The organism is Cupriavidus sp. USMAHM13 (genome assembly GCF_001854285.1).
Lineage (GTDB): Bacteria > Pseudomonadota > Gammaproteobacteria > Burkholderiales > Burkholderiaceae > Cupriavidus > Cupriavidus malaysiensis.
Genome location: NZ_CP017751.1, coordinates 2,784,812 through 2,802,931, shown reverse-complemented (window position 1 = coordinate 2,802,931; position 18,120 = coordinate 2,784,812). Strand labels below are relative to the sequence as shown.

16 protein-coding genes and 1 pseudogene are annotated in these 18,120 nt (G+C 68.9%); 10 read left to right on the top strand and 7 right to left on the bottom strand.

Annotated features, from left to right (window positions below):
• Positions 1-193: 193 nt before the first annotated feature.
• From BKK81_RS12310 to pxpB, 4 genes and pseudogenes are all read right to left on the bottom strand, one after another.
• A complete protein-coding gene (locus BKK81_RS12310; protein WP_071013271.1) occupies positions 194-718 on the bottom strand; it encodes a helix-turn-helix transcriptional regulator in 525 nt (174 codons plus the stop codon).
• A gap of 106 nt (positions 719-824) precedes the next feature.
• Positions 825-1,064, bottom strand: a pseudogene (locus BKK81_RS36415) (hypothetical protein); the annotation flags it as partial.
• Positions 1,065-1,425: 361 nt separating this feature from the next.
• Positions 1,426-3,156 (bottom strand): acetyl/propionyl/methylcrotonyl-CoA carboxylase subunit alpha, encoded by a 1,731-nt coding sequence (locus tag BKK81_RS12305; protein ID WP_071013268.1) that lies wholly within the window; start codon positions 3,154-3,156, stop codon positions 1,426-1,428.
• 8 nt (positions 3,157-3,164) lie between these two features.
• Entirely contained in the window at positions 3,165-4,832 is a 1,668-nt protein-coding gene (gene pxpB, locus BKK81_RS12300) for a 5-oxoprolinase subunit PxpB (protein ID WP_071013265.1), read from the bottom strand.
• A gap of 471 nt (positions 4,833-5,303) precedes the next feature.
• Between pxpB and BKK81_RS12295 the strand changes: the two genes are divergently transcribed.
• The gene (locus tag BKK81_RS12295) at positions 5,304-5,972 is read left to right on the top strand and encodes a GntR family transcriptional regulator (protein WP_071013263.1); all 669 of its coding nucleotides are present in this window, start codon (positions 5,304-5,306) and stop codon (positions 5,970-5,972) included.
• A 139-nt stretch (positions 5,973-6,111) separates the two neighbouring features.
• Here BKK81_RS12295 and BKK81_RS12290 read toward each other — a convergent pair whose 3' ends face one another.
• Both BKK81_RS12290 and BKK81_RS12285 read right to left on the bottom strand, forming a co-directional pair.
• On the bottom strand, positions 6,112-7,404 hold the full coding sequence (locus tag BKK81_RS12290; protein ID WP_156811369.1) for an MFS transporter: 1,293 nt from the start codon (positions 7,402-7,404) through the stop codon (positions 6,112-6,114).
• A 107-nt stretch (positions 7,405-7,511) separates the two neighbouring features.
• Positions 7,512-8,297 (bottom strand): putative hydro-lyase, encoded by a 786-nt coding sequence (locus tag BKK81_RS12285; protein WP_071016408.1) that lies wholly within the window; start codon positions 8,295-8,297, stop codon positions 7,512-7,514.
• Between the two features lie 226 nt (positions 8,298-8,523).
• Here BKK81_RS12285 and BKK81_RS12280 point away from each other — a divergent pair, with 226 nt between their 5' ends.
• The 3 genes from BKK81_RS12280 to BKK81_RS12270 all read left to right on the top strand — a co-directional run bounded on the left by BKK81_RS12280 (position 8,524) and on the right by BKK81_RS12270 (position 11,435).
• Positions 8,524-9,456, top strand: a complete 933-nt coding sequence (locus tag BKK81_RS12280; protein ID WP_071013258.1) for a LysR family transcriptional regulator — start codon at positions 8,524-8,526, stop codon at positions 9,454-9,456.
• 126 nt (positions 9,457-9,582) lie between these two features.
• On the top strand, positions 9,583-9,804 hold the full coding sequence (locus BKK81_RS12275; protein WP_071013255.1) for a DUF3820 family protein: 222 nt from the start codon (positions 9,583-9,585) through the stop codon (positions 9,802-9,804).
• Between the two features lie 107 nt (positions 9,805-9,911).
• Complete coding sequence (locus tag BKK81_RS12270) at positions 9,912-11,435, top strand: argininosuccinate lyase (RefSeq protein WP_071013252.1); 1,524 nt, start codon at positions 9,912-9,914, stop codon at positions 11,433-11,435.
• A 43-nt stretch (positions 11,436-11,478) separates the two neighbouring features.
• Here BKK81_RS12270 and paaX read toward each other — a convergent pair whose 3' ends face one another.
• Positions 11,479-12,432: a phenylacetic acid degradation operon negative regulatory protein PaaX gene (paaX, locus tag BKK81_RS12265; RefSeq protein WP_071013250.1), complete on the bottom strand. Its 954-nt coding sequence runs from the start codon at positions 12,430-12,432 to the stop codon at positions 11,479-11,481.
• Between the two features lie 117 nt (positions 12,433-12,549).
• Between paaX and paaA the strand changes: the two genes are divergently transcribed.
• From paaA to paaN, 6 genes are all read left to right on the top strand, one after another.
• A complete protein-coding gene (gene paaA, locus BKK81_RS12260; RefSeq protein ID WP_071013247.1) occupies positions 12,550-13,533 on the top strand; it encodes a 1,2-phenylacetyl-CoA epoxidase subunit PaaA in 984 nt (327 codons plus the stop codon).
• 56 nt (positions 13,534-13,589) lie between these two features.
• Positions 13,590-13,871: a 1,2-phenylacetyl-CoA epoxidase subunit PaaB gene (gene paaB / locus BKK81_RS12255; protein WP_071013245.1), complete on the top strand. Its 282-nt coding sequence runs from the start codon at positions 13,590-13,592 to the stop codon at positions 13,869-13,871.
• Positions 13,872-13,897: 26 nt separating this feature from the next.
• A complete protein-coding gene (paaC, locus tag BKK81_RS12250) occupies positions 13,898-14,650 on the top strand; it encodes a 1,2-phenylacetyl-CoA epoxidase subunit PaaC (RefSeq protein ID WP_071016406.1) in 753 nt (250 codons plus the stop codon).
• 11 nt (positions 14,651-14,661) lie between these two features.
• A complete protein-coding gene (gene paaD, locus BKK81_RS12245; protein WP_071013242.1) occupies positions 14,662-15,204 on the top strand; it encodes a 1,2-phenylacetyl-CoA epoxidase subunit PaaD in 543 nt (180 codons plus the stop codon).
• A 17-nt stretch (positions 15,205-15,221) separates the two neighbouring features.
• On the top strand, positions 15,222-16,298 hold the full coding sequence (gene paaE, locus BKK81_RS12240) for a 1,2-phenylacetyl-CoA epoxidase subunit PaaE (RefSeq protein ID WP_071013240.1): 1,077 nt from the start codon (positions 15,222-15,224) through the stop codon (positions 16,296-16,298).
• 95 nt (positions 16,299-16,393) lie between these two features.
• Positions 16,394-18,058 (top strand): phenylacetic acid degradation protein PaaN, encoded by a 1,665-nt coding sequence (gene paaN, locus BKK81_RS12235; protein ID WP_071013238.1) that lies wholly within the window; start codon positions 16,394-16,396, stop codon positions 18,056-18,058.
• Positions 18,059-18,120 lie beyond the last annotated feature (62 nt).

Below are 18,120 nucleotides of genomic sequence, written 5' to 3'. Positions count from 1 at the left end.
TCGTATCAGGCGGCGGCACGGAAGTCCATGGCGGGACGCGGCGAATCTGGCGGACGTCGTCGGAAGCAAGCCGCGGGGTGGTCAATTGCTCAATTGGCCAATTGGCCAGGCGGCCAGGCGGCCAAGGGGGCACCGGCGAGCCGGCACCCGCGCCGCCACCCCGTTGCCCCTTGCCTGCCGCCGGCTGCGGGCTTTATCCGAGCAGCGCCTTGACCTCCTTGCCTATCCTGGGAACGAGCTGGCCGGCCTGGCGAGCCAGGTTGACCTGCATGGTCACGACGGCAAGTTCGCCCAGGGGTTCCGGCAGCGGGTAGCCTCCCTTGGCGCGGAACCAGGCCAGTACCTCGGCCAGGTGCCAGATGGCGGCAGAGCCTTCATGCACCGGGGAAGGAAAGCTGGTGGCATGGCTGAGCATCAGCTTGCGCACGTTCTGGCGGCTGACTCCGACCACGTCGGCCACGTCGGTCAGCCCGACGAAATCCGGTGCGGCCTCGACCAGCCGGGCGGAGGGCATCGCTTGCCGCGCATCGGACAACGCGCCGAGCAGCGCGGCCTCGGCCGACTCGGCCTCGCGGGTGAACTCCAGCGCGATGCGGCCCGGCTGGCCGATGCCGACGAGGGCATCGTCGCAGCCGGCGGCACCCAGGCGTTCGGCGAGCGCATCCGGCTCCCAGTCCTGCATGGGCAGGCGGTATTTCAAGGTGAATGTGTATTCCATGGTGCCCCTGGTCCTTCCCGTTCTTACGGTCCTTCCTGCCCATCTGGCCCATCTGGTTCATCTGATCCTTCTGGCTCGACTGGCCCTTCCGGCATTGCATCGCCTCGCGGTGCCACACGCAGTGATCCACCACGCGCATCAAGGCGCGCGCGTGATTGCCAGGATTACGCGGCGTGCTCCAGACGCAGGCGATACAGAATTCACCGCAGCGGCATTCCTGATCGTCGTATGGGCAGAAGATCTTGCCCCAGGCATGCCCGCCGCCCGGCACCACGCGCCAGCCGTTGGCTTCCGCATGGCGCAATGCGGCTTCGACTTCCTTCTTGGGATGGGCGGCACGACGCATCGGGTCCTCAGCATAGTTGTCTCATTGTCGGTTGTCAATTGACAACCTTTGCGGGGCGCCGGATAGCTGTGCCGGCAACCTGCAATTCCCGCGCTGGCACGGTGGCGCGCTCGACCGCGGGGCGCGCGGACGGGGTGCGCGCAGGCGGGCCTTGCCTGGCAGCTTATTCAGCAGGAGGGAGCAATGTGTTTCGGATCGTGCCGATTGCCGCCGTCGACGGGGGAGAGGCGCGCTCAGGCCCCGTCCTGCCCGTCCACCGGCACCGCGAGACTTTGTTTCACCGTGGCCATGACCACGCGCATGCTGCGGGCGGACTGAGCCGCGCGCCCGCCTCCGGCCGGCCGCAAGGGCCGGCGCGCGCTCAGCCGATCGTCGCGATCGGGGCGCCGGCTGCCACTGCGCTGCCGGGGCTGGCGTGCAGCGTGATGCGTCCGGCGCGATGCGCGTGGACCTGCATCTCCATCTTCATGGCTTCCATCACGGCCACCAGGTCGCCTTCCTGGACCTCGGCGCCCGCTTCCACCTTCCAGGCGTGCACGGTGCCGGCGATCGGCGCCAGCAGGTCGGCTTCGGAGGCGCCGGCGGCCTCGCCCGCGGGGCCGGCGGAGGTGGCCCCAGGCGCATCGGCCAGGCCGCGCATCAGCTGCGCCGGCAGTCCCAGGCGCACGCGGCGGCCGTCGATCTCGATGACGGTGCGCAAGAGGCCGGTGTCGGGCTGCGGCTCGGCGCGCACGGCGGCGGCCAGCGGCTCGGCGAAGTCGGATTCGATCCAGCGGGTATGCACGCGGAAGCCATCGGCGCCGAGGAAATCCGGGTGGTCGACGACAGTGCGGTGGAAGGGCAGTACCGAGGCCACGCCCTCGATGTGGAACTCGCGCAGGGCCCGGCGCGCGCGGGCCAGGGCCTGCTCGCGGGTGGCGCCGGTGACGATCAGCTTGGCCATCAGCGAGTCGAAGGTGCCGGGCACCACCGAGCCGGTCTGCACGCCGGCATCGACGCGCACGCCGGGGCCCGACGGTGCCTCGAAACGCTGCACCGGGCCGGGGGTGGGCAGGAAGCCGCGGCCGACGTCCTCCGCATTGATGCGGAACTCGATCGAATGGCCCAGCGGCGCGGGCGTGGCGGTGACGGACAGCGGCAGGCCGTCGGCCACGCGCAGCTGCTCCACCACCAGGTCCACGCCGGTGGTCTGTTCGGTCACCGGATGCTCCACCTGCAGGCGGGTGTTCACCTCCAGGAAGGAGATGGCGCCGCCGGTGCTGAGCAGGAATTCCACCGTGCCGGCGCTGGTGTAGCCGGCCGCGGCGCAGATGTCGCGTGCCGCGCTGTGGATGCGTTCGCGCTGGGCGTCGCTGAGGAAGGGCGCGGGCGCTTCTTCCACCAGCTTCTGGTTGCGTCGCTGCAGCGAACAGTCGCGCGTGCCCAGCACCACCACGTTGCCGTGGGTGTCGGCCAGCACCTGGGCCTCGATATGGCGGGGTTTGTCGAGGAACTGCTCGACGAAGCACTCGCCGCGGCCGAAGGCCGTGACGGCCTCGCGCACGGCCGAGTGGTAGAGCTCTTCCACCTCGTCCATGCGCCATGCGATCTTCATGCCGCGGCCGCCGCCGCCGAAGGCGGCCTTGATGATGATGGGCAGGCCGTGTTGCTCGGCGAAGGCCAGCACCTCGCCGGCATCCTTGACCGGGTCGGGCGTGCCGGCCACCAGCGGGGCGCCCACCTGGAGGGCGATCTTGCGCGCCTCGACCTTGTCGCCCAGCTTGGCGATGGTGGCCGGCGAGGGGCCGATCCAGCGCAGGCCGGCATCGATCACCGCCCGCGCAAAGGCCTCGCTCTCCGAGAGGAAGCCGTAGCCGGGGTGCACGGCATCGGCGCCGCTGCGCCGGGCGATCTCCAGCAGCTTGGGAATGTTGAGGTAGGTATCGGCCGGCCGGTCGCCGTCCAGGCCGTAGGCTTCGTCGGCCAGGCGGGCGTGCACGGCGTCGAGGTCGGCATTGGCGTAGACGGCCACCGACTGCACGCCGTAGTCGGCGCAGGCGCGGATGATGCGGACGGCGATCTCGCCGCGGTTGGCAACCAGGACTTTCTTCATGATGGGGCTCACAGGGTGCCAGCCTTGCCGGCGGCGTCGGTTGGAGAGAGGTCTTCGAAAGCGCGGATCGGGCGGAAGCGCAGCCAGGCGCCCACCGGGATCTGTCCGGCGCGGTCGAGGTGGTGCGGCGCCACGGTGGCGATCACGGGATAGCCGCCGGTCAGCGGGTGGTCGGCCAGGAACAGCACGGGCTGGCCGCTGGGCGGCACCTGCAGGGCGCCCAGGGCGGTACCTTCGCTGGGCAGTTCGCCGCCCACGGCGCGCTCCAGCGGCACGTCGCCCGCCAGGCGCAGGCCGACACGGTTGGATTGGGGCGTGACCTGCCAGCGCTGGCCGGCCAGGCGGGCCACGGCCTCAGGCGTGAACCAGTCGGTGCGCGGGCCCATCACCACGTCCAGCACGACCTCCTGCTCCAGCGTGGGCAGGTCGGCCGCGGGCGGCACCGGATCGCCCACCACGGCGCCGGCCGCCGCCGGACGCAGGCCCAGCACCTCGCCCACGGCCAGCGGCGCGGGACCGACGTTGGCCAGGGTGTCGGTGGCGCAACTGCCGAGCACCGGCGCCACGGCAAAGCCGCCACGCGCGGCCACGTAGCAGCGTGCGCCGGCCGTCGGCTGGCCGATCGCCAGCACGTCGCCGTCGGCGAGGGCAAGCGCCTGGTGGCCGGGCACGGGCCAGCGGCGGCCGTCGGCGGTCTTCACCGTGAGGGGCGCATCGGCGCCGGTCACGGCCACCACGGTCTCGCCCAGGCTCTGCAGTTGCAGGCCGCCGCCCACGGTCTCGAGCGCAGCCGTGTCGCTGGGGTTGCCCACCAGGCGGTTGGCCGTCTTCAGCGCCGCCCGGTCCATCGCGCCCGAGGCCGACACACCTTGCCCGGCCTGGCCATGGCGGCCCAGGTCCTGGAACACGGTCAGCAGGCCAGTGGCCTTGACCTGCAGCGCGGCCTGGCCCGGGGCGAGGTCGGCGCGGCTGCGGCCGCCGGCGGCCTGGGCGGGCGCGCCGCTGCTGTCGCTGCTGCGGCGGCCCCTGTCGGCATCCCAGGCGGCGCGCGCGCCGGCCTCCAGCGTGGCGATATCGACGAAGCGCACACGGTAGCCGGGCTGCAGCAGCGCCGGCTGCTCACGGCCCAGGTCCCACATGGCCACCGGCGTCACGCCGATGATCTGCCAGCCGCCGGGGCTGGCCTGCGGATAGACGCCGCTGAAGGTGCCGGCCAGGCCCACGGCACCGGCCGGGATGCGCGTGCGCGGCGTGGTCCGGCGCGGCACGTCGAAGCTCGGGTGTCCGCCGGAGAGGTAGGCAAAGCCCGGCGCGAAGCCGGTGAAGGCCACGGTGTATTCGCTGCCGGTGTGGCGGCGGACCACCTCTTCCGGCGTGATGCCCAGCCGTTGCGCCACCTCGGCCAGGTCCTCGCCATCGTAGTGGACGGGGATCTCCACCAGGGTCGCGCTGCGCTCGGCGCGCTGGCTCAGGTCGCGCGCGGCAATGGTCTGCACCAGCTGCGCCAGGCCGCAGGCCGAGGGGCGGAAGCGGACCAGGATGGTCCGTGCCGCAGGCACGAGTTCCTCCACACCGGGCAGGGGCTCGCGCTGCAGCGAGGCCAGCAGGGCCAGCGTCTGGTCCAGGTCGGCCAGTTCCACCAGCAGCGCATTCAGGGAGACGGGTAGGAAACGCAAGAGGAGACTCCGCGAGCGGTCAATTCGAGTAGGCACGGCTCCGATGCGTCAGCACCGCGGCAGCGGGAGGGCAGGGCCGGGATCCGTGTCGCGGCGTGGATGGCACAAAGTGTCGGGCCACGTACGCAGGGGATCGGTCAAGCGGCGCGATCGGCGCGATCGGCGCGATCGGCGCCAACTCCCTCTCATCTTGTCTGGCGATACACATACAGTGCAGGTAGTGCCGGCAATGAATAGTCAGATCGTATTTTCGATCAACTATGGTTATAAGATTGTTGAACAATCCGTGAAAGTTGACGATCATGGTATACACCTAGGTCGACAATGGTGCGCGGATATGCGCCTAACCGGTGCAAATCGCCCGGCAGAGTGCGCTAACATGCCAGCGCGGCCGTCCGGCGCCGGGTTGCGCTACCGCGATTGGCCGGCCGGACAGGAGCGCAGGCCCGACCACGCATGAGCCAACGCTAGATGACATCCAGTCCCGATACCAAGAACCTGGCCGAACGGGTCACCGACGAGATCCGCCAGAGGATCGTGCAAGGCGATTTCCTGCCTGGCCAGCGCCTGTCCGAAGCCGCCCTCGCCGAAAGCCTGCAGATCTCGCGCAATACCCTGCGCGAGATCTTCCGCGTCCTGACCAAGGAGGGCCTGCTCAAGCACGAGCCCAACCGCGGCGTCTCGGTGGCGGTGCCCGGCATCGCGGACATCGTCGATATCTACCGCGTGCGCCGGCTGATCGAGTGCCAGGCGCTGGCCCAGGCCTACCCGAGCCATCCGGCGGTGCGGCACCTGCGCGCCGCGGTCGAGATGGGGCTGCGCTGCCGGGCGCAGGGTGACTGGCAAGGCGTGGGCACGGCCAATATGGACTTCCACATGGCCATCGTCGAACTGGCCGACAGCGAGCGCTTGAAGACCATGTTCTCCCACCTGCTGGCCGAGCAGCGCCTGGCCTTCGGCATCCTGCAGGACGCCGAGTTCCTGCACGGTCCCTACGTCGACATGAACCTGCGCATCCTGCAGTTGTTCGAAGCGGGCAAGCTGGCCGAGAGCGCGGCGCTGCTCAATGACTACCTGTCGCAGTCGGAGCGCATCGTGCTGTCGGCCTGCGCGCGGCATCCGATGTTCAATTCGCGCTGACGCGCCACGCGGGTCGGCCGGCGGCCGGCCGCTCGCTGCGCGAGCCCGGTGCCGCCGGCTGTGGATGACGCGTGCGTCGTCGTGGATTGTCGTGCGTTGTTATGCGTTGCGATGCGTTGCTATGCGTCGTTGTGCATCGTTACGCGCCGGCCGCTTCCAGTTCCCGGCCGCGTGTCTCCGGCAGCGTCAGCGCCGCCAGGATGAGCACCCCGTAGGCCGCCGCGGCAAAGATGCCGATGCTGGTGCCCAGGCCGTATTCCTTGGACAGCGCGCCGATCAGGAAGGGGAAGAGGGCGCCGACCGCGCGGCCGAAGTTGTAGCAGAAGCCCTGGCCGGAGCCACGTACGCGGGTCGGGAACAGTTCCGTGAGGAAGGCACCCATGCCGCTGAAGATGCCGGAGGCGAAGAAGCCGAGCGGAAAGCCGAGCCAGAACATGGCGCCGTTGGTCAGCGGCAGCATGGTGTAGCTGAAGGCGATCGTCATCGAGCCGAGCGCGAACAGGATGAAGTTGGGCTTGCGGCCGAGGCGGTCGGTCAGGTAGGAACTGACGAGGTAGCCCACCCACGAGCCGAAGATGATCATCGCCAGGTAGCCGCCGGTGCCCATCACCGTCAGGTGGCGCTCCGTCTTCAGGAAGGTCGGCAGCCAGGTCGTGATGGCGTAGTAGCCACCCTGCGCGCCGGTTGCCAGCAGCGCCGCGCGGATGGTCGTCGACAGCAGCGCGGGACGGAAGATCTCGGTCAGGCGCGGATGGTCGCTGGCCTTGCCCTGCGCGGCCTTTTCCTTCTCATAGACGTCCGGTTCCTTCACATAGCGGCGGATCACCACCACCAGCAGTGCCGGCAGCAGGCCCACCAGGAAGAGCGCGCGCCATGCCAACTCCGCCGGCAGGACGGAGAACAGCACGGAATACAGGATGGCCGTCAGGCCCCAGCCGATGGCCCAGCCGGACTGCACCAGGCCGACAGCCTTGCCGCGGTCCTTGGCGCGGATCACCTCGCCGATCAGCACCGCGCCGGCGGTCCATTCGCCGCCGAAGCCGAAACCCATCAGCGCCCGCGCCGCCAGCAACTGGTGGTAGTTCTGCGCCAGGCCGCACAGGCCGGTGAAGACGGCGAACCACAGCACCGTCAGCTGCAGCGTGCGTACGCGCCCGATGCGGTCCGACAGGATGCCGGCGGCCCAGCCGCCCAGCGCCGAGGCCAGCAAGGTGAGCGTACCGATGAAGCCGGCGTCGGCCAGGCTGATGCCCCAGGTGGCGACCAGGGTCGGGATGACGAAGGACAGCATCTGCGTATCCATGCCGTCGAGCATGTAGCCGACCTTGCAGCTCCAGAAGGCGCGTTTCTCGCGCGGCGCAGCGTCGCCGTACCAGGAGAACAGGTTGCCGCCGGCATCGGCCGACGTCTTGGGCGGGATAGGGGGGGCCATCGCGGGGGTCTGGTGGTCCATGAAACGCTCCTGGGTGCGTGAGGGGGAACGGCGAAGCAAGGGCGGGAAAGTCGGAAAAAGGTGCCGGGGCAGGCGGGGCGGCGAGGCTAGAAGACGGCGAGCGAGGCGTTGCGGATGTCGGTCACCAGCATGTGGCCCGGCTTGTGCGCGATCGCCAGCGGCAGCCTGGCGGCCATGATCGCGGTCTGGGGCGTGACGCCGCAGGCCCAGAACACCGGCAGTTCGCCCGGCTTGACGGTGACAGCGTCGCCGAACTCGGGCCGTGACAGGTCCTCGATGCCCAGCTCGGCCGGGTCGCCGATGTGGATCGGCGCACCATGGACGGCGGGAAAGCGGCTGGTGATCTGCACCGCGCGGATGGCGTCGGCGCCCCGCATGGGCCGCATCGACACCACCAGCTGCCCGCCGAACACGCCTGCGCGCCGGTTGGCGACGCGGGTGCGGTACATCGGCACGTTGCGGCCTTCTTCCACATGCCGCAGCGGAATGCCCTCCTGCGCCAGCATCTGTTCGAAGGAGAACGAGCAACCGATGGCGAACACCACGAAGTCGTTCTGCCACAGCTCGGCCAGGGAATCGGTCTCTTCCGCCAGCTTGCCGTCGCGGTAGACGTTGTAGGCCGGCACGTCGTTGCGGATGTCGACCTCGCGCCCGAGCTCCGGCACATGCCACTGCCCCGGCTCGCCCACGCCCAGCAAGGGACAGGGCTTCGGATTGGCCTGGCAGAAGCGCAGGAAATCGCCGGCGTGCGCCGCCGGCAGGATGGCGAGGTTGGCCTGCGCGTAGTCGCCGCAGTGTCCGGCGGTGGGGCCGCGGAACTGGCCGCTGCGCACGGCCTGGCGGAAGTCGAAAGGGGTCGGGTGGGTGGGCATCGTCAGGGGCATGTCGGAATGACGTGGTCGTGTCTGACCTGAACGATAGGGAGTAAAATTTTCTGTCGCCAACGACTTTTTATTGGCATCCCTGTAAAGCAATTCTTAACGTTTATACGGGTTTTCCCTTGATTTCCCTCTGCCGGTGCGCATGCGCCTTGGGCGTGAACTGCGGTGAACGCACAGGCAACTCGATGTCTTCCGCGTCGATACGGGCGGCAGCCAGATGAATACGCGCTTCCTGGAGACCTTCGTCACGCTGGCCAAGCTGCACAGCTTCCGTGCAACCGCGGCCGCTCTGCATGCGACGCCAGCGGCCATCTCGCAACGCATCAAGGCGCTGGAGGACGAGTTGCAGACCGTGCTGGTGGACCGCGAGAGCCGCGAGTTCCGCCTGACCCCCAACGGCGAGTACCTGCTCGGCTACGCCAGGAGCGTGGTCGAGGCGGCGCGCCGCCTGCATGCCGCCGCCTCGGGGGACAGCAAGATCCGCGGGCGCCTGCGCCTGGGTGTGATCGAGACCGTGGTGCATAGCTGGCTGCCGCACTACATGCGGCGCCTGGCCGCCGACTATCCCCAGCTGGAAGTCGAACTGACCGCCGATGTGAGCGTGGTGCTGCAGCGCCGGCTGATCGCCGACGAGCTCGACCTCATCATCCGTGTCGAAGGCAGCGACGAAAGCAATGTGGTGTGCAATGCGCTCGCCAACTACCCCGTGCACTGGGTGGCGCGTGCCGGCCTGCTGTCGCATACGCGCGGCCCGCTCGCCTTGCAGGTGCTGCAGCACCCCATCCTCACCTTCGGCCGCGGCACCGCGCCGCATCGCGCGCTGGAAGACATCGTGGCCAAGCTCGCCGGCGTGCACGGCGTGCCGCTGTCGGAGACGCGCATCACCGGCTCGCCGTCGATTGCCGTGATCGTCCAGCTGGTGCGCGACGGTTTCGGTGTGGCCGCCATCCCGCGGCTGTTCGTCGACCGCTTGATCGAGAGCGGCGAGGTGGTGGAATTGCCGCTGCAGCCGGCGCCGCCCTCCATCGTGGTGTCGATGTCGCGGCGCGCCGATGCGCCGCTGTTCGTGCACGGCGCGGCCAATTCGGCGCGGGCGGCGTGTGCGGAGTATTGCCACAACAGCGACAAGCGGCTGGTGGAGGCGCTGTGAGGCCGCCGGCAGGCGTCCGCCACCCTGGCGGGCGCCTGCGTGCCATCGTCGTGCACAGGGTGCTGCAGGCCATCACGGCGCTACCACGGCGCTACAATGCCGGCCAGTCGTTCCCGGCCCACCACCATGCTCCCCGACAGCGAATCCCTCCTCCTGCTCGTCACACGCAAGATGCCCTTCGGCAAGTACAAGGGGACGCTGATCGCCGACCTGCCCGGCAACTACCTGAACTGGTTCGCGCGCGAGGGCTTCCCTCCGGGCGAGCTGGGCCGCCTGCTGGCGTTGATGCAGGAGCTGGACCACAACGGCCTGGGGCACCTGCTGCAGCCGCTGCGCGGGCGGGTTTGAGCGGCGGGGAGGACATCCGTGCGCCCTCGCGCACGGCCGATCTGGTGTATGGTGCGCCTCCGTGGCAGCCCGCGAACGCCGGGCAGGATGAAAACCAAGGAGACCCCATGCCCACCGCACGATCCCCCCATCGCCTGAGAACCCTGGCCGTGTCGAGCGCGCTCGCCTGGCTGGCCGTGGCTGCCCCGCAGGCGGCGCTGGCCGCGGACGGTGCCAGGCACGATGCCTTCTTCTGGCTGGGCGAGATCAACAAGGCGTCGACGGTGATCAATACCGACGAGGGGCTGCTCGAGCGGACGCTGGCGCCGCGCGTGGCCGGCGGCATCGCCAAGGTGCTGGCCGACGGCGACAAGCCCGGCGGCAAGCGCCCGTCCCTGGTGATCACCTTCGAGCCGCTGATGATCCAGGCCGCCGGACAGGAGGTCACGCTGATCCACGCCGGGCGTTCCAGCCAGGACATGCTGGCCACGGTGCGCGCGGCCATGCTGCGCGAAGAGGTGCTGGGTCTGGCCGACCAGCTCGACAAGACTTCGGCCACCATCGTCAAGCTGGCGCGCCAGCATGCCGGCACCATCGTGCCCAACTACACCAATGGCGTGGCGGCGCAGCCGAACAGCTACGGGCACTACCTGCTCGGGATCCAGGCCGGCCTGGAACGCGACGCGCAGCGCCTGCGCGAGGCCTACCAGCGTATCGACCGCTCGCCGATGGGCACCACGGTGCTCAACGGCACCGGCTGGCCGCTCGACCGCCAGCGCATGGCGGGCTATCTCGGCTTCTCCGCCCTGGTCGACAACGCCTACGATGCGTCGCAGATCAGCGCGGTCGACCTGCCGGTGGAGGTCGGCGCCATCGTCACCAGCATCGCCCTGCACGTCGGCGGCTTCATCGAGGACGTGATGACGCAGTACGCGCAGCCGCGCCCATGGATCCTGCTGCAGGAAGGGGGCGGCAATACCTATGTGTCCAGCGCGATGCCGCAGAAGCGTAATCCCGGCCTGCTGAATTCCACCCGCGAGAAGGCCTCCACCGCGATCACGCTGGCCATGGGGCCGGTGATCCGCGCGCACAACCTGCCGCCGGGCATGTCCGACGCCAAGGATGCGGTGACCAACGGGCAGATGGTGCAGAGCGCGGTGACCGCGCTGCAAGGGCTCGACCGCATCATGACGGCGCTGGTGATCGACCGCCAGCGCGCGCTGGAGGAACTGGACAGCGACTGGACCGCGTCGCAGGAGCTGGCCGACGAGCTGATGCGCAAGTACAAGCTGCCGTTCCGCGTCGGTCATCACTTCGCCTCCAACCTGGTCGACTACGCCAAGGCGCACGACATCAGGCCCAGTGCCTTTCCCTACGCCGAGGCCAGGCGCATCTATGCGGAGTCGGTGCACGACTACGGCAGTACCGAGTTCCCGATGAGCGAGGCGGAGTTCCGCGCGGCGCTCGACCCGGTGGCCATCGTCAACCACCGTGTGACCTCCGGCGGCCCGCAGCCGGCGGAAATGGAACGCATGCTGAAGGCCGCCGAGCAGGATCTGGCGCGGCAGCAGGCGTGGATCCAGGCGCGCCGCGGTGCCATCGATGCCTCGCTGGCCCGGCTCGACCGGGATTTCGACAAGCTGCTGAAGTGAAGGAAGGCCGCGGCGCGGCCGCGGGCCATCGGACAGGCGGCCTTCAGGCAGCCGGCTGTCCGGCCGGGCGCGCGGTGCCGGCGCCGAAGCGCTTGCGCAACTCGCGCCTGGCGCCTTGCAGCGGGCCGTCGGCGGTCTCCACTGTAGCGTGCAGGTAGTCTTCGCTGGCGTCCAGCAATGCCGTGTACATGTCGCGGCACATCATGCGTGCGGTGCGGCCCGGCCAGTCGGCCGGCAGCAGGGCTTCGGGCAGGTCGGGGTCGCGCAGCAGCACGCGGCGGTACTCATGCAGCAGCAGGGCCCGCAGGAAGAAGGCGTCGACCGGCGCCAGGCCGGCGGCACTGTCCAGCAGCGGCGAGAAGCGGCGCAGCAGCGCCTGCCAGGCGGCGGCCACGTCGCCCAGCCGGAAGGTCTGTTGCATCAGGACCTGCAGCGGCTCCAGCGAGAAGGCGGCCAGGCTGGCCGCCTCCATCACCGCCACATAGTCGAGCGCCTTGGCGGCAGTGAGGATTTCCCGCAGCGATGACGCGTCCGCTCGCGGATGGGCGAACACGCCGGGAGCGATGGCGCCGAAGCCTTCCCACAACAGCTCCCGCTTCAGTTGCTGCCGCAGGGTGGCGCGGGCGTCGCCGCGCACCAGCACCAGGGTCCAGCGTCCGTCCCACTGTGCCGCTTCGCCGGCATAGATGCGCTTGCCCGCGTGCGTCACACGCTGCAATCCCGCTTCCGACAGCCCGTAGTAACTGCGCCGTCCGAGGCGCGTGGCACTGAGCCAGTCGTCCGCGGCCAGCCGGAACGTCGCGGTGCGCACCAGCCGGTCGTTGATGCCGAATGGTTCCGCGAGGTGGATCAGGCTGCCCAGCCAGAGCGCCTGCGGCCGTGGCGCCACCACATCGCCGAACAAGGTCACCAGCATCGAATTGGCGCCGAGCTTGAGTCCGCGGGCGAGCCGCGCAAGCTGGGGAGAAACGGTGTCGATATCCAGGCGGGTGGCCATGCGTACACCTTGAAAGTGATACAGAAACATCGATTGTTTGAATCAAATTGTATCACTATCATCCCCTTCATCGAGACGGTTTGACGCAGGTCAAGGCCTGGAAAAACGGAGCACGGGATGTACGCACAACTGGTGGAGACGGGGGCGACAAGGCTTCGCGCGCTGGACGAAATGGACCCGCAGGAGCGCGAGTTCCAGGCGCGCATCGATGCCGGCATCAAGATCGAGGCCAAGGACTGGATGCCCGAGGCCTACCGCAAGACGCTGGTCCGCCAGATCTCGCAGCATGCGCATTCCGAGATCGTGGGACAGCTGCCCGAGGGCAACTGGGTCACCCGTGCACCCACGCTGGAACGCAAGGCGATCCTGCTGGCCAAGATCCAGGATGAAGCGGGCCACGGCCTCTATCTCTACAGCGCGGCGGAAACGCTGGGCGTGTCGCGCGACCAGTTGCTGGATGACCTGCACGCCGGCAAGGCCAAGTACTCCAGCATCTTCAACTACCCCACGCTGAGCTGGGCCGACATCGGCGCCATCGGCTGGCTGGTGGACGGTTCCGCCATCATCAACCAGGTGCCGCTGTGCCGTTGTTCCTTCGGCCCCTATGCCCGTGCCATGGTGCGGGTATGCAAGGAAGAGTCGTTCCACCAGCGCCAGGGCTACGACATCCTGCTGGCGCTGTGCCGCGGCACGCCGGAGCAGAAGCAGATGGCGCAGGACGCGCTGAACCGGTGGTGGTGGCCGGCGCTGATGATGTTCGGCCCGTCCGACGCCGATTCGCCCAACAGCGCGCAATCGATGCAGTGGCGCATCAAGCTGTTCTCCAACGACGAACTGCGCCAGAAGATGGTCGACCAGACCGTGCCGCAGGCCGAGTACCTGGGCCTGACCGTTCCCGATCCGGACCTGAAGTGGAACGAGGAACGCGGCCACTACGACTTCGGCGCCATCGACTGGGACGAGTTCTACAACGTGCTGCGCGGCAACGGGCCGTGCAACCGCGAACGCCTGCGCACGCGCGTCAAGGCCTGGGACGACGGCGCCTGGTTCCGCGACGCCCTGGTGGCGCACGCCGACAAGGCAGAGCGCGCCGCCGCCTGACACCGGGCGCGCCAGCCGGCGCGCCGACCCACCGCCAACCTGACAGGAGAGTTGCCATGAAAGAGTGGCCGCTTTGGGAGATCTTTATCCGCAGCCAGCACGGCCTGGCCCACAAGCATGTGGGCAGCCTGCATGCGCCCGATGGCGAGATGGCCATCAACCATGCGCGCGATGTCTACACGCGCCGCAACGAAGGCGTCAGCGTCTGGGTGGTGAAGGCCGCCGACGTGATGGCGAGCAGCCCGGGCGACAAGGGCCCGCTGTTCGAGCCCGCCAACAGCAAGATCTACCGGCACCCGACGTTCTTCCCGATGCCGGAAGAGGTCAAGCACATCTGATGGCAGCGCGCGAGGACGACTCCACCATGGACCAACACAAGCTCGAATACCTGCTGCGCCTGGGCGACAGCACGCTGGTACTGGGCCAGCGCCTGTCGGAATGGTGCGGTCGCGGCCCCGCCCTGGAAGAGGACATCGCCCTGACCAACGTGGCGCTGGACCTGATCGGCCAGACGCGCCTGTGGCTGGGCTATGCCGGGGAAGTGGAGGGGGCCGGCCGCAGCGCCGACCAGCTCGCCTACCTGCGCGACGCGCACCAGTTCCGCAACCTGCTGCTGGTCGAGCAGCCCAACGGCAGCTATGCCGATACGCTGGCACGCCAGTTCCTGTTCGACACCTGGCACTACTTCCTGCTCGACGGCCTGCAGCACAGCGCCGATGCGCGCATCGCCGAGATCGCGGCCAAGTCGCTGAAGGAGGTGGCCTACCACGCGCGCCGCAGCGCCGACCTGGTGGTGCGCCTGGGCGACGGCACCGTGGAAAGCCGGCGCCGCATGCAGCAGGCCTTCGACGATCTGTGGATGTTCACCGGCGAGTTGTTCGAAAGCGATGCCGCCGACGCGGCGCTGGCGGCGCAGGGTGTGGCCGTCGACCCGGCCACGCTGGCCGGCGCGTGGCTGCGCCATGTCAACGAGGTGCTGGACGAGGCGACGCTGAGCCGCCCGGCCGGCGGCTGGGCGCAGAGCGGCGGACGCCAGGGCCGGCATAGCGAGCACCTGGGCTACCTGCTGGCCGAGATGCAGTTCCTGCAGCGCGCCTATCCGGGCGCCAGCTGGTGAGGGAGGCCGCCATGTCAGCGACAGTTGCCGAGCGCGCCAGCCTGGACCAGGTCTGGGCCTGGCTGGACAAGGTGCCGGACCCGGAAGTCCCGGTGATCTCGGTGGTGGACCTGGGCATCGTGCGCGATGTGGCCTGGCTGGACGACACCTGCGTCGTCACCATCACGCCGACGTACTCGGGTTGTCCGGCCATGACGGCGATCCGCGAGGAGATCGAGCGCACGCTGGCGGCGCACGGCGTCGGGCACGTCAGCGTGCAGACGCGCCTGGCCCCGGCCTGGACCACCGACTGGATGAGCGCGCGCGGCAAGGCCAGCCTGTCGGGCTACGGCATCGCGCCGCCGGCGGAGCAGGCCATCGACATCAGCGGCCTGCGCGGCGCCGGCGGCTCGCTTGCCATCGGCCGCAAGGCCTCGCCGGCACTGGTGGTGGCCTGCCCGCACTGCGGCTCGCGCCACACCCGCCTGGTCAGCCAGTTCGGCTCCACGGCATGCAAGGCCCTGTACCGCTGCGGCGACTGCAAGGAGCCGTTCGATTACTTCAAGGCTCACTGAACGAGACAGGTGGGGAGATGAGCAAATTCCATGAGCTGACGGTGGCTTCGGTCACCCGCGAGACCCGCGATGCGGTGGCAGTGACCTTCGCCGTGCCCGACGCGCTGGCCGATGCCTACCGCTACGTGCAAGGGCAGCACCTGACGCTGCGCGCCGGCATCGACGGCGAAGACGTGCGCCGCTCGTATTCGATCTGCTCGGCGGTGCAGGACCGGCGCCTGCGTGTGGCCATCAAGCGGGTCGAAGGCGGGCGCTTCTCCAACTGGGCGAACGACACGCTGCACCCCGGCATGACGCTGGAAGTGATGCCGCCGGCTGGACACTTCCACGTGCCGCTGGCCGAAGCCAATCGCCGCCACTACGTCGCCTTTGCCGCCGGCAGCGGCATCACGCCGATGCTGTCGATCATCAAGACCACGCTGATGACGGAGCCCGGCAGCCGCTTCACGCTGTTCTACGGCAACCGCGCCTCGTCGTCGGTGCTGTTCAAGGAAGAGCTGGAAGACCTGAAGGACACCTACCTGGAACGCTTCAACCTGGTCTTCGTGCTGAGCCGCGAGCAACTCGACATCGAGCTGTTCAACGGCCGCATCGATGGCGAAAAGGTACGGGCCCTGCTGCGCCACTGGGTGAAGCCGGAGGACATCGACGTGGCCTTCATCTGCGGCCCGCATTCGATGATGGAAGAGGTGGCGCAGGCCCTGCAGGAGAGCGGGGTGGACAAGGCGAGCATCAAGCGCGAGCTGTTCGCCACCAGCCTTCCTGCCGCGCGGCCGGTGGCACACGTACATAAGCAGGTGGGCCGGCAGCAGTGCGAGGTGACCGTGATCCAGGACGGCCGCACGCGCCGCTTCACGCTCGACAAGCACAAGGAGACCGTGCTCGACGCCGCGCTGGCCCAAGGCATCGAACTGCCGTACGCCTGCAAGGGCGGTGTCTGCTCGACCTGCCGTTGCAAGCGTATCGAGGGCGAGGTGGACATGGACGTCAACTTCGCGCTGGAGGACTACGAGGTGGCGCGCGGCTTCATCCTGAGCTGCCAGAGCTACGCCGTCAGCGACAAGCTGGTCATCGATTTCGACCAGGAAACCTGACAGCCGGAGCGCTGCCAGGTATCCAAGTATCCAACCCATCCATCACGCCGTCCATGCCATCCAGGCAGGCAGTCGCCGTTTTCCCGGAGCAAGCTGTGTCCCATCCGTTTTTCACCCGCCACCAGGCATTGCTGGAGCAAGCCACCGAAGCCATCGCCACGCGCGGCTACTGGAGCCCGTTCGTCGAAATGCCGAGCCCGAAGGCCTACGGTGAGAGCGCCAACGCGGACGGCCGCGCCGCCTTCGAGGCGCGCCTGGGCCGGCCGTTCGCGCTGTCCCAGCCCGGCACCGTGGGCGAGGCGGGCCAGGAAGTCTCGCCCTACGGCATGGCACTGGGCGTGCGTTATCCGAAGCCCGATCTCGATCAGCTCTTCGCCGGCGTGGCGCAGGCACTGCCGGCCTGGCGCAAGGCCGGCCCCGAGGCCTGGGTCGGCGTCTCGCTGGAGATCCTGCAGCGCTTGAACCGCCGCAGCTTCGAAATCGCCTATGCGGTGATGCACACCACCGGCCAGGCCTTCATGATGGCCTTCCAGGCAGGCGGTCCGCACGCGCAGGACCGCGGCCTGGAAGCCGTGGCCTATGCCTGGGACGAGATGCGCCGCATCCCCAGGCGCGCGCTGTGGGAGAAGCCCCAGGGCAAGAACGAGCCGCTGCGCATGGAAAAGCAGTACACCGTGGTACCGCGCGGCGTGGGCCTGGTGATCGGCTGCTGCACTTTCCCCACCTGGAACGGCTACCCCGGCCTGTTCGCCAGCCTGGCGACCGGCAATGCCGTGGTGGTCAAGCCGCATCCGGGCGCCATCCTGCCGCTGGCCATCACCGTGGAAGTGGCGCGCGAAGTGCTGGCGGAAGCCGGCTTCGATCCCGATATCGTCACCCTGGTGGCCAACGATCCCAGCGAACACATGGCGTCGACGCTGGCACTGCGCCCCGAAGTGCGCCTGATCGATTTCACCGGCAGCACCGTCAACGGCGACTGGCTGGAGCGCAACGCCCGGCAGGCCCAAGTCTTCACGGAGAAGGCCGGTGTCAACCAGATCGTCGTCGACTCCACCGCTGACTTCAAGGGCATGGTGCGCAATATCGCGTTCTCGCTCGCCCTGTACTCCGGCCAGATGTGCACGGCGCCGCAGAACATCTATGTGCCCAAGGACGGCATCGAGACGCCGGAAGGGCGCTTGAGCTTCGACCAGGTGGCCGCCGCCATCGGCGAAGCCGTGGGCAAGCTGACCGGCGATCCCGCCAAGGCGGTGGAACTGCTCGGCGCGATCCAGAACGACGGCGTGGTGCAGCGCATCGCGGCATCGCGCGCACTGGGCGAGATCGTGGTCGACAGCCGTGCCCTGGTACACCCGGAATTTCCCGGCGCGCGCGTGCATACGCCGCTGGTGCTGAAGACCGATGCCAGCGACGAAGGCAAGATCATGCAGGAACTGTTCGGCCCGATCTCCTTCGTGGTGGCCACCGAGGACACCGCGCACAGCATCGCGCTGGCCCGCCGCGGCGCGAAGGAGCATGGCGCGCTGACGCTGTCGGCCTACACCACCGACGATGGTGTGGCCGATGCCATCCGCGATGCGGCGGAGGACGCCGGCGTGGCGCTGTCGTTCAACCTGACCGGCGCCGTCTTCGTCAACCAGTCGGCCGCCTTCAGCGATTTCCATGCCACCGGTGCGAACCCCGCCGCCAATGCGTCGCTGTCCGACGCGGCGTTCGTGGCCAACCGCTTCCGCGTGGTGCAAAGCCGCTCGCATCTCTGATTCCTGCGCAGCACCCGCAGCATCCGCAGCATCCGCAGTGCCCGCGCGCCGCCCCCCTCGTA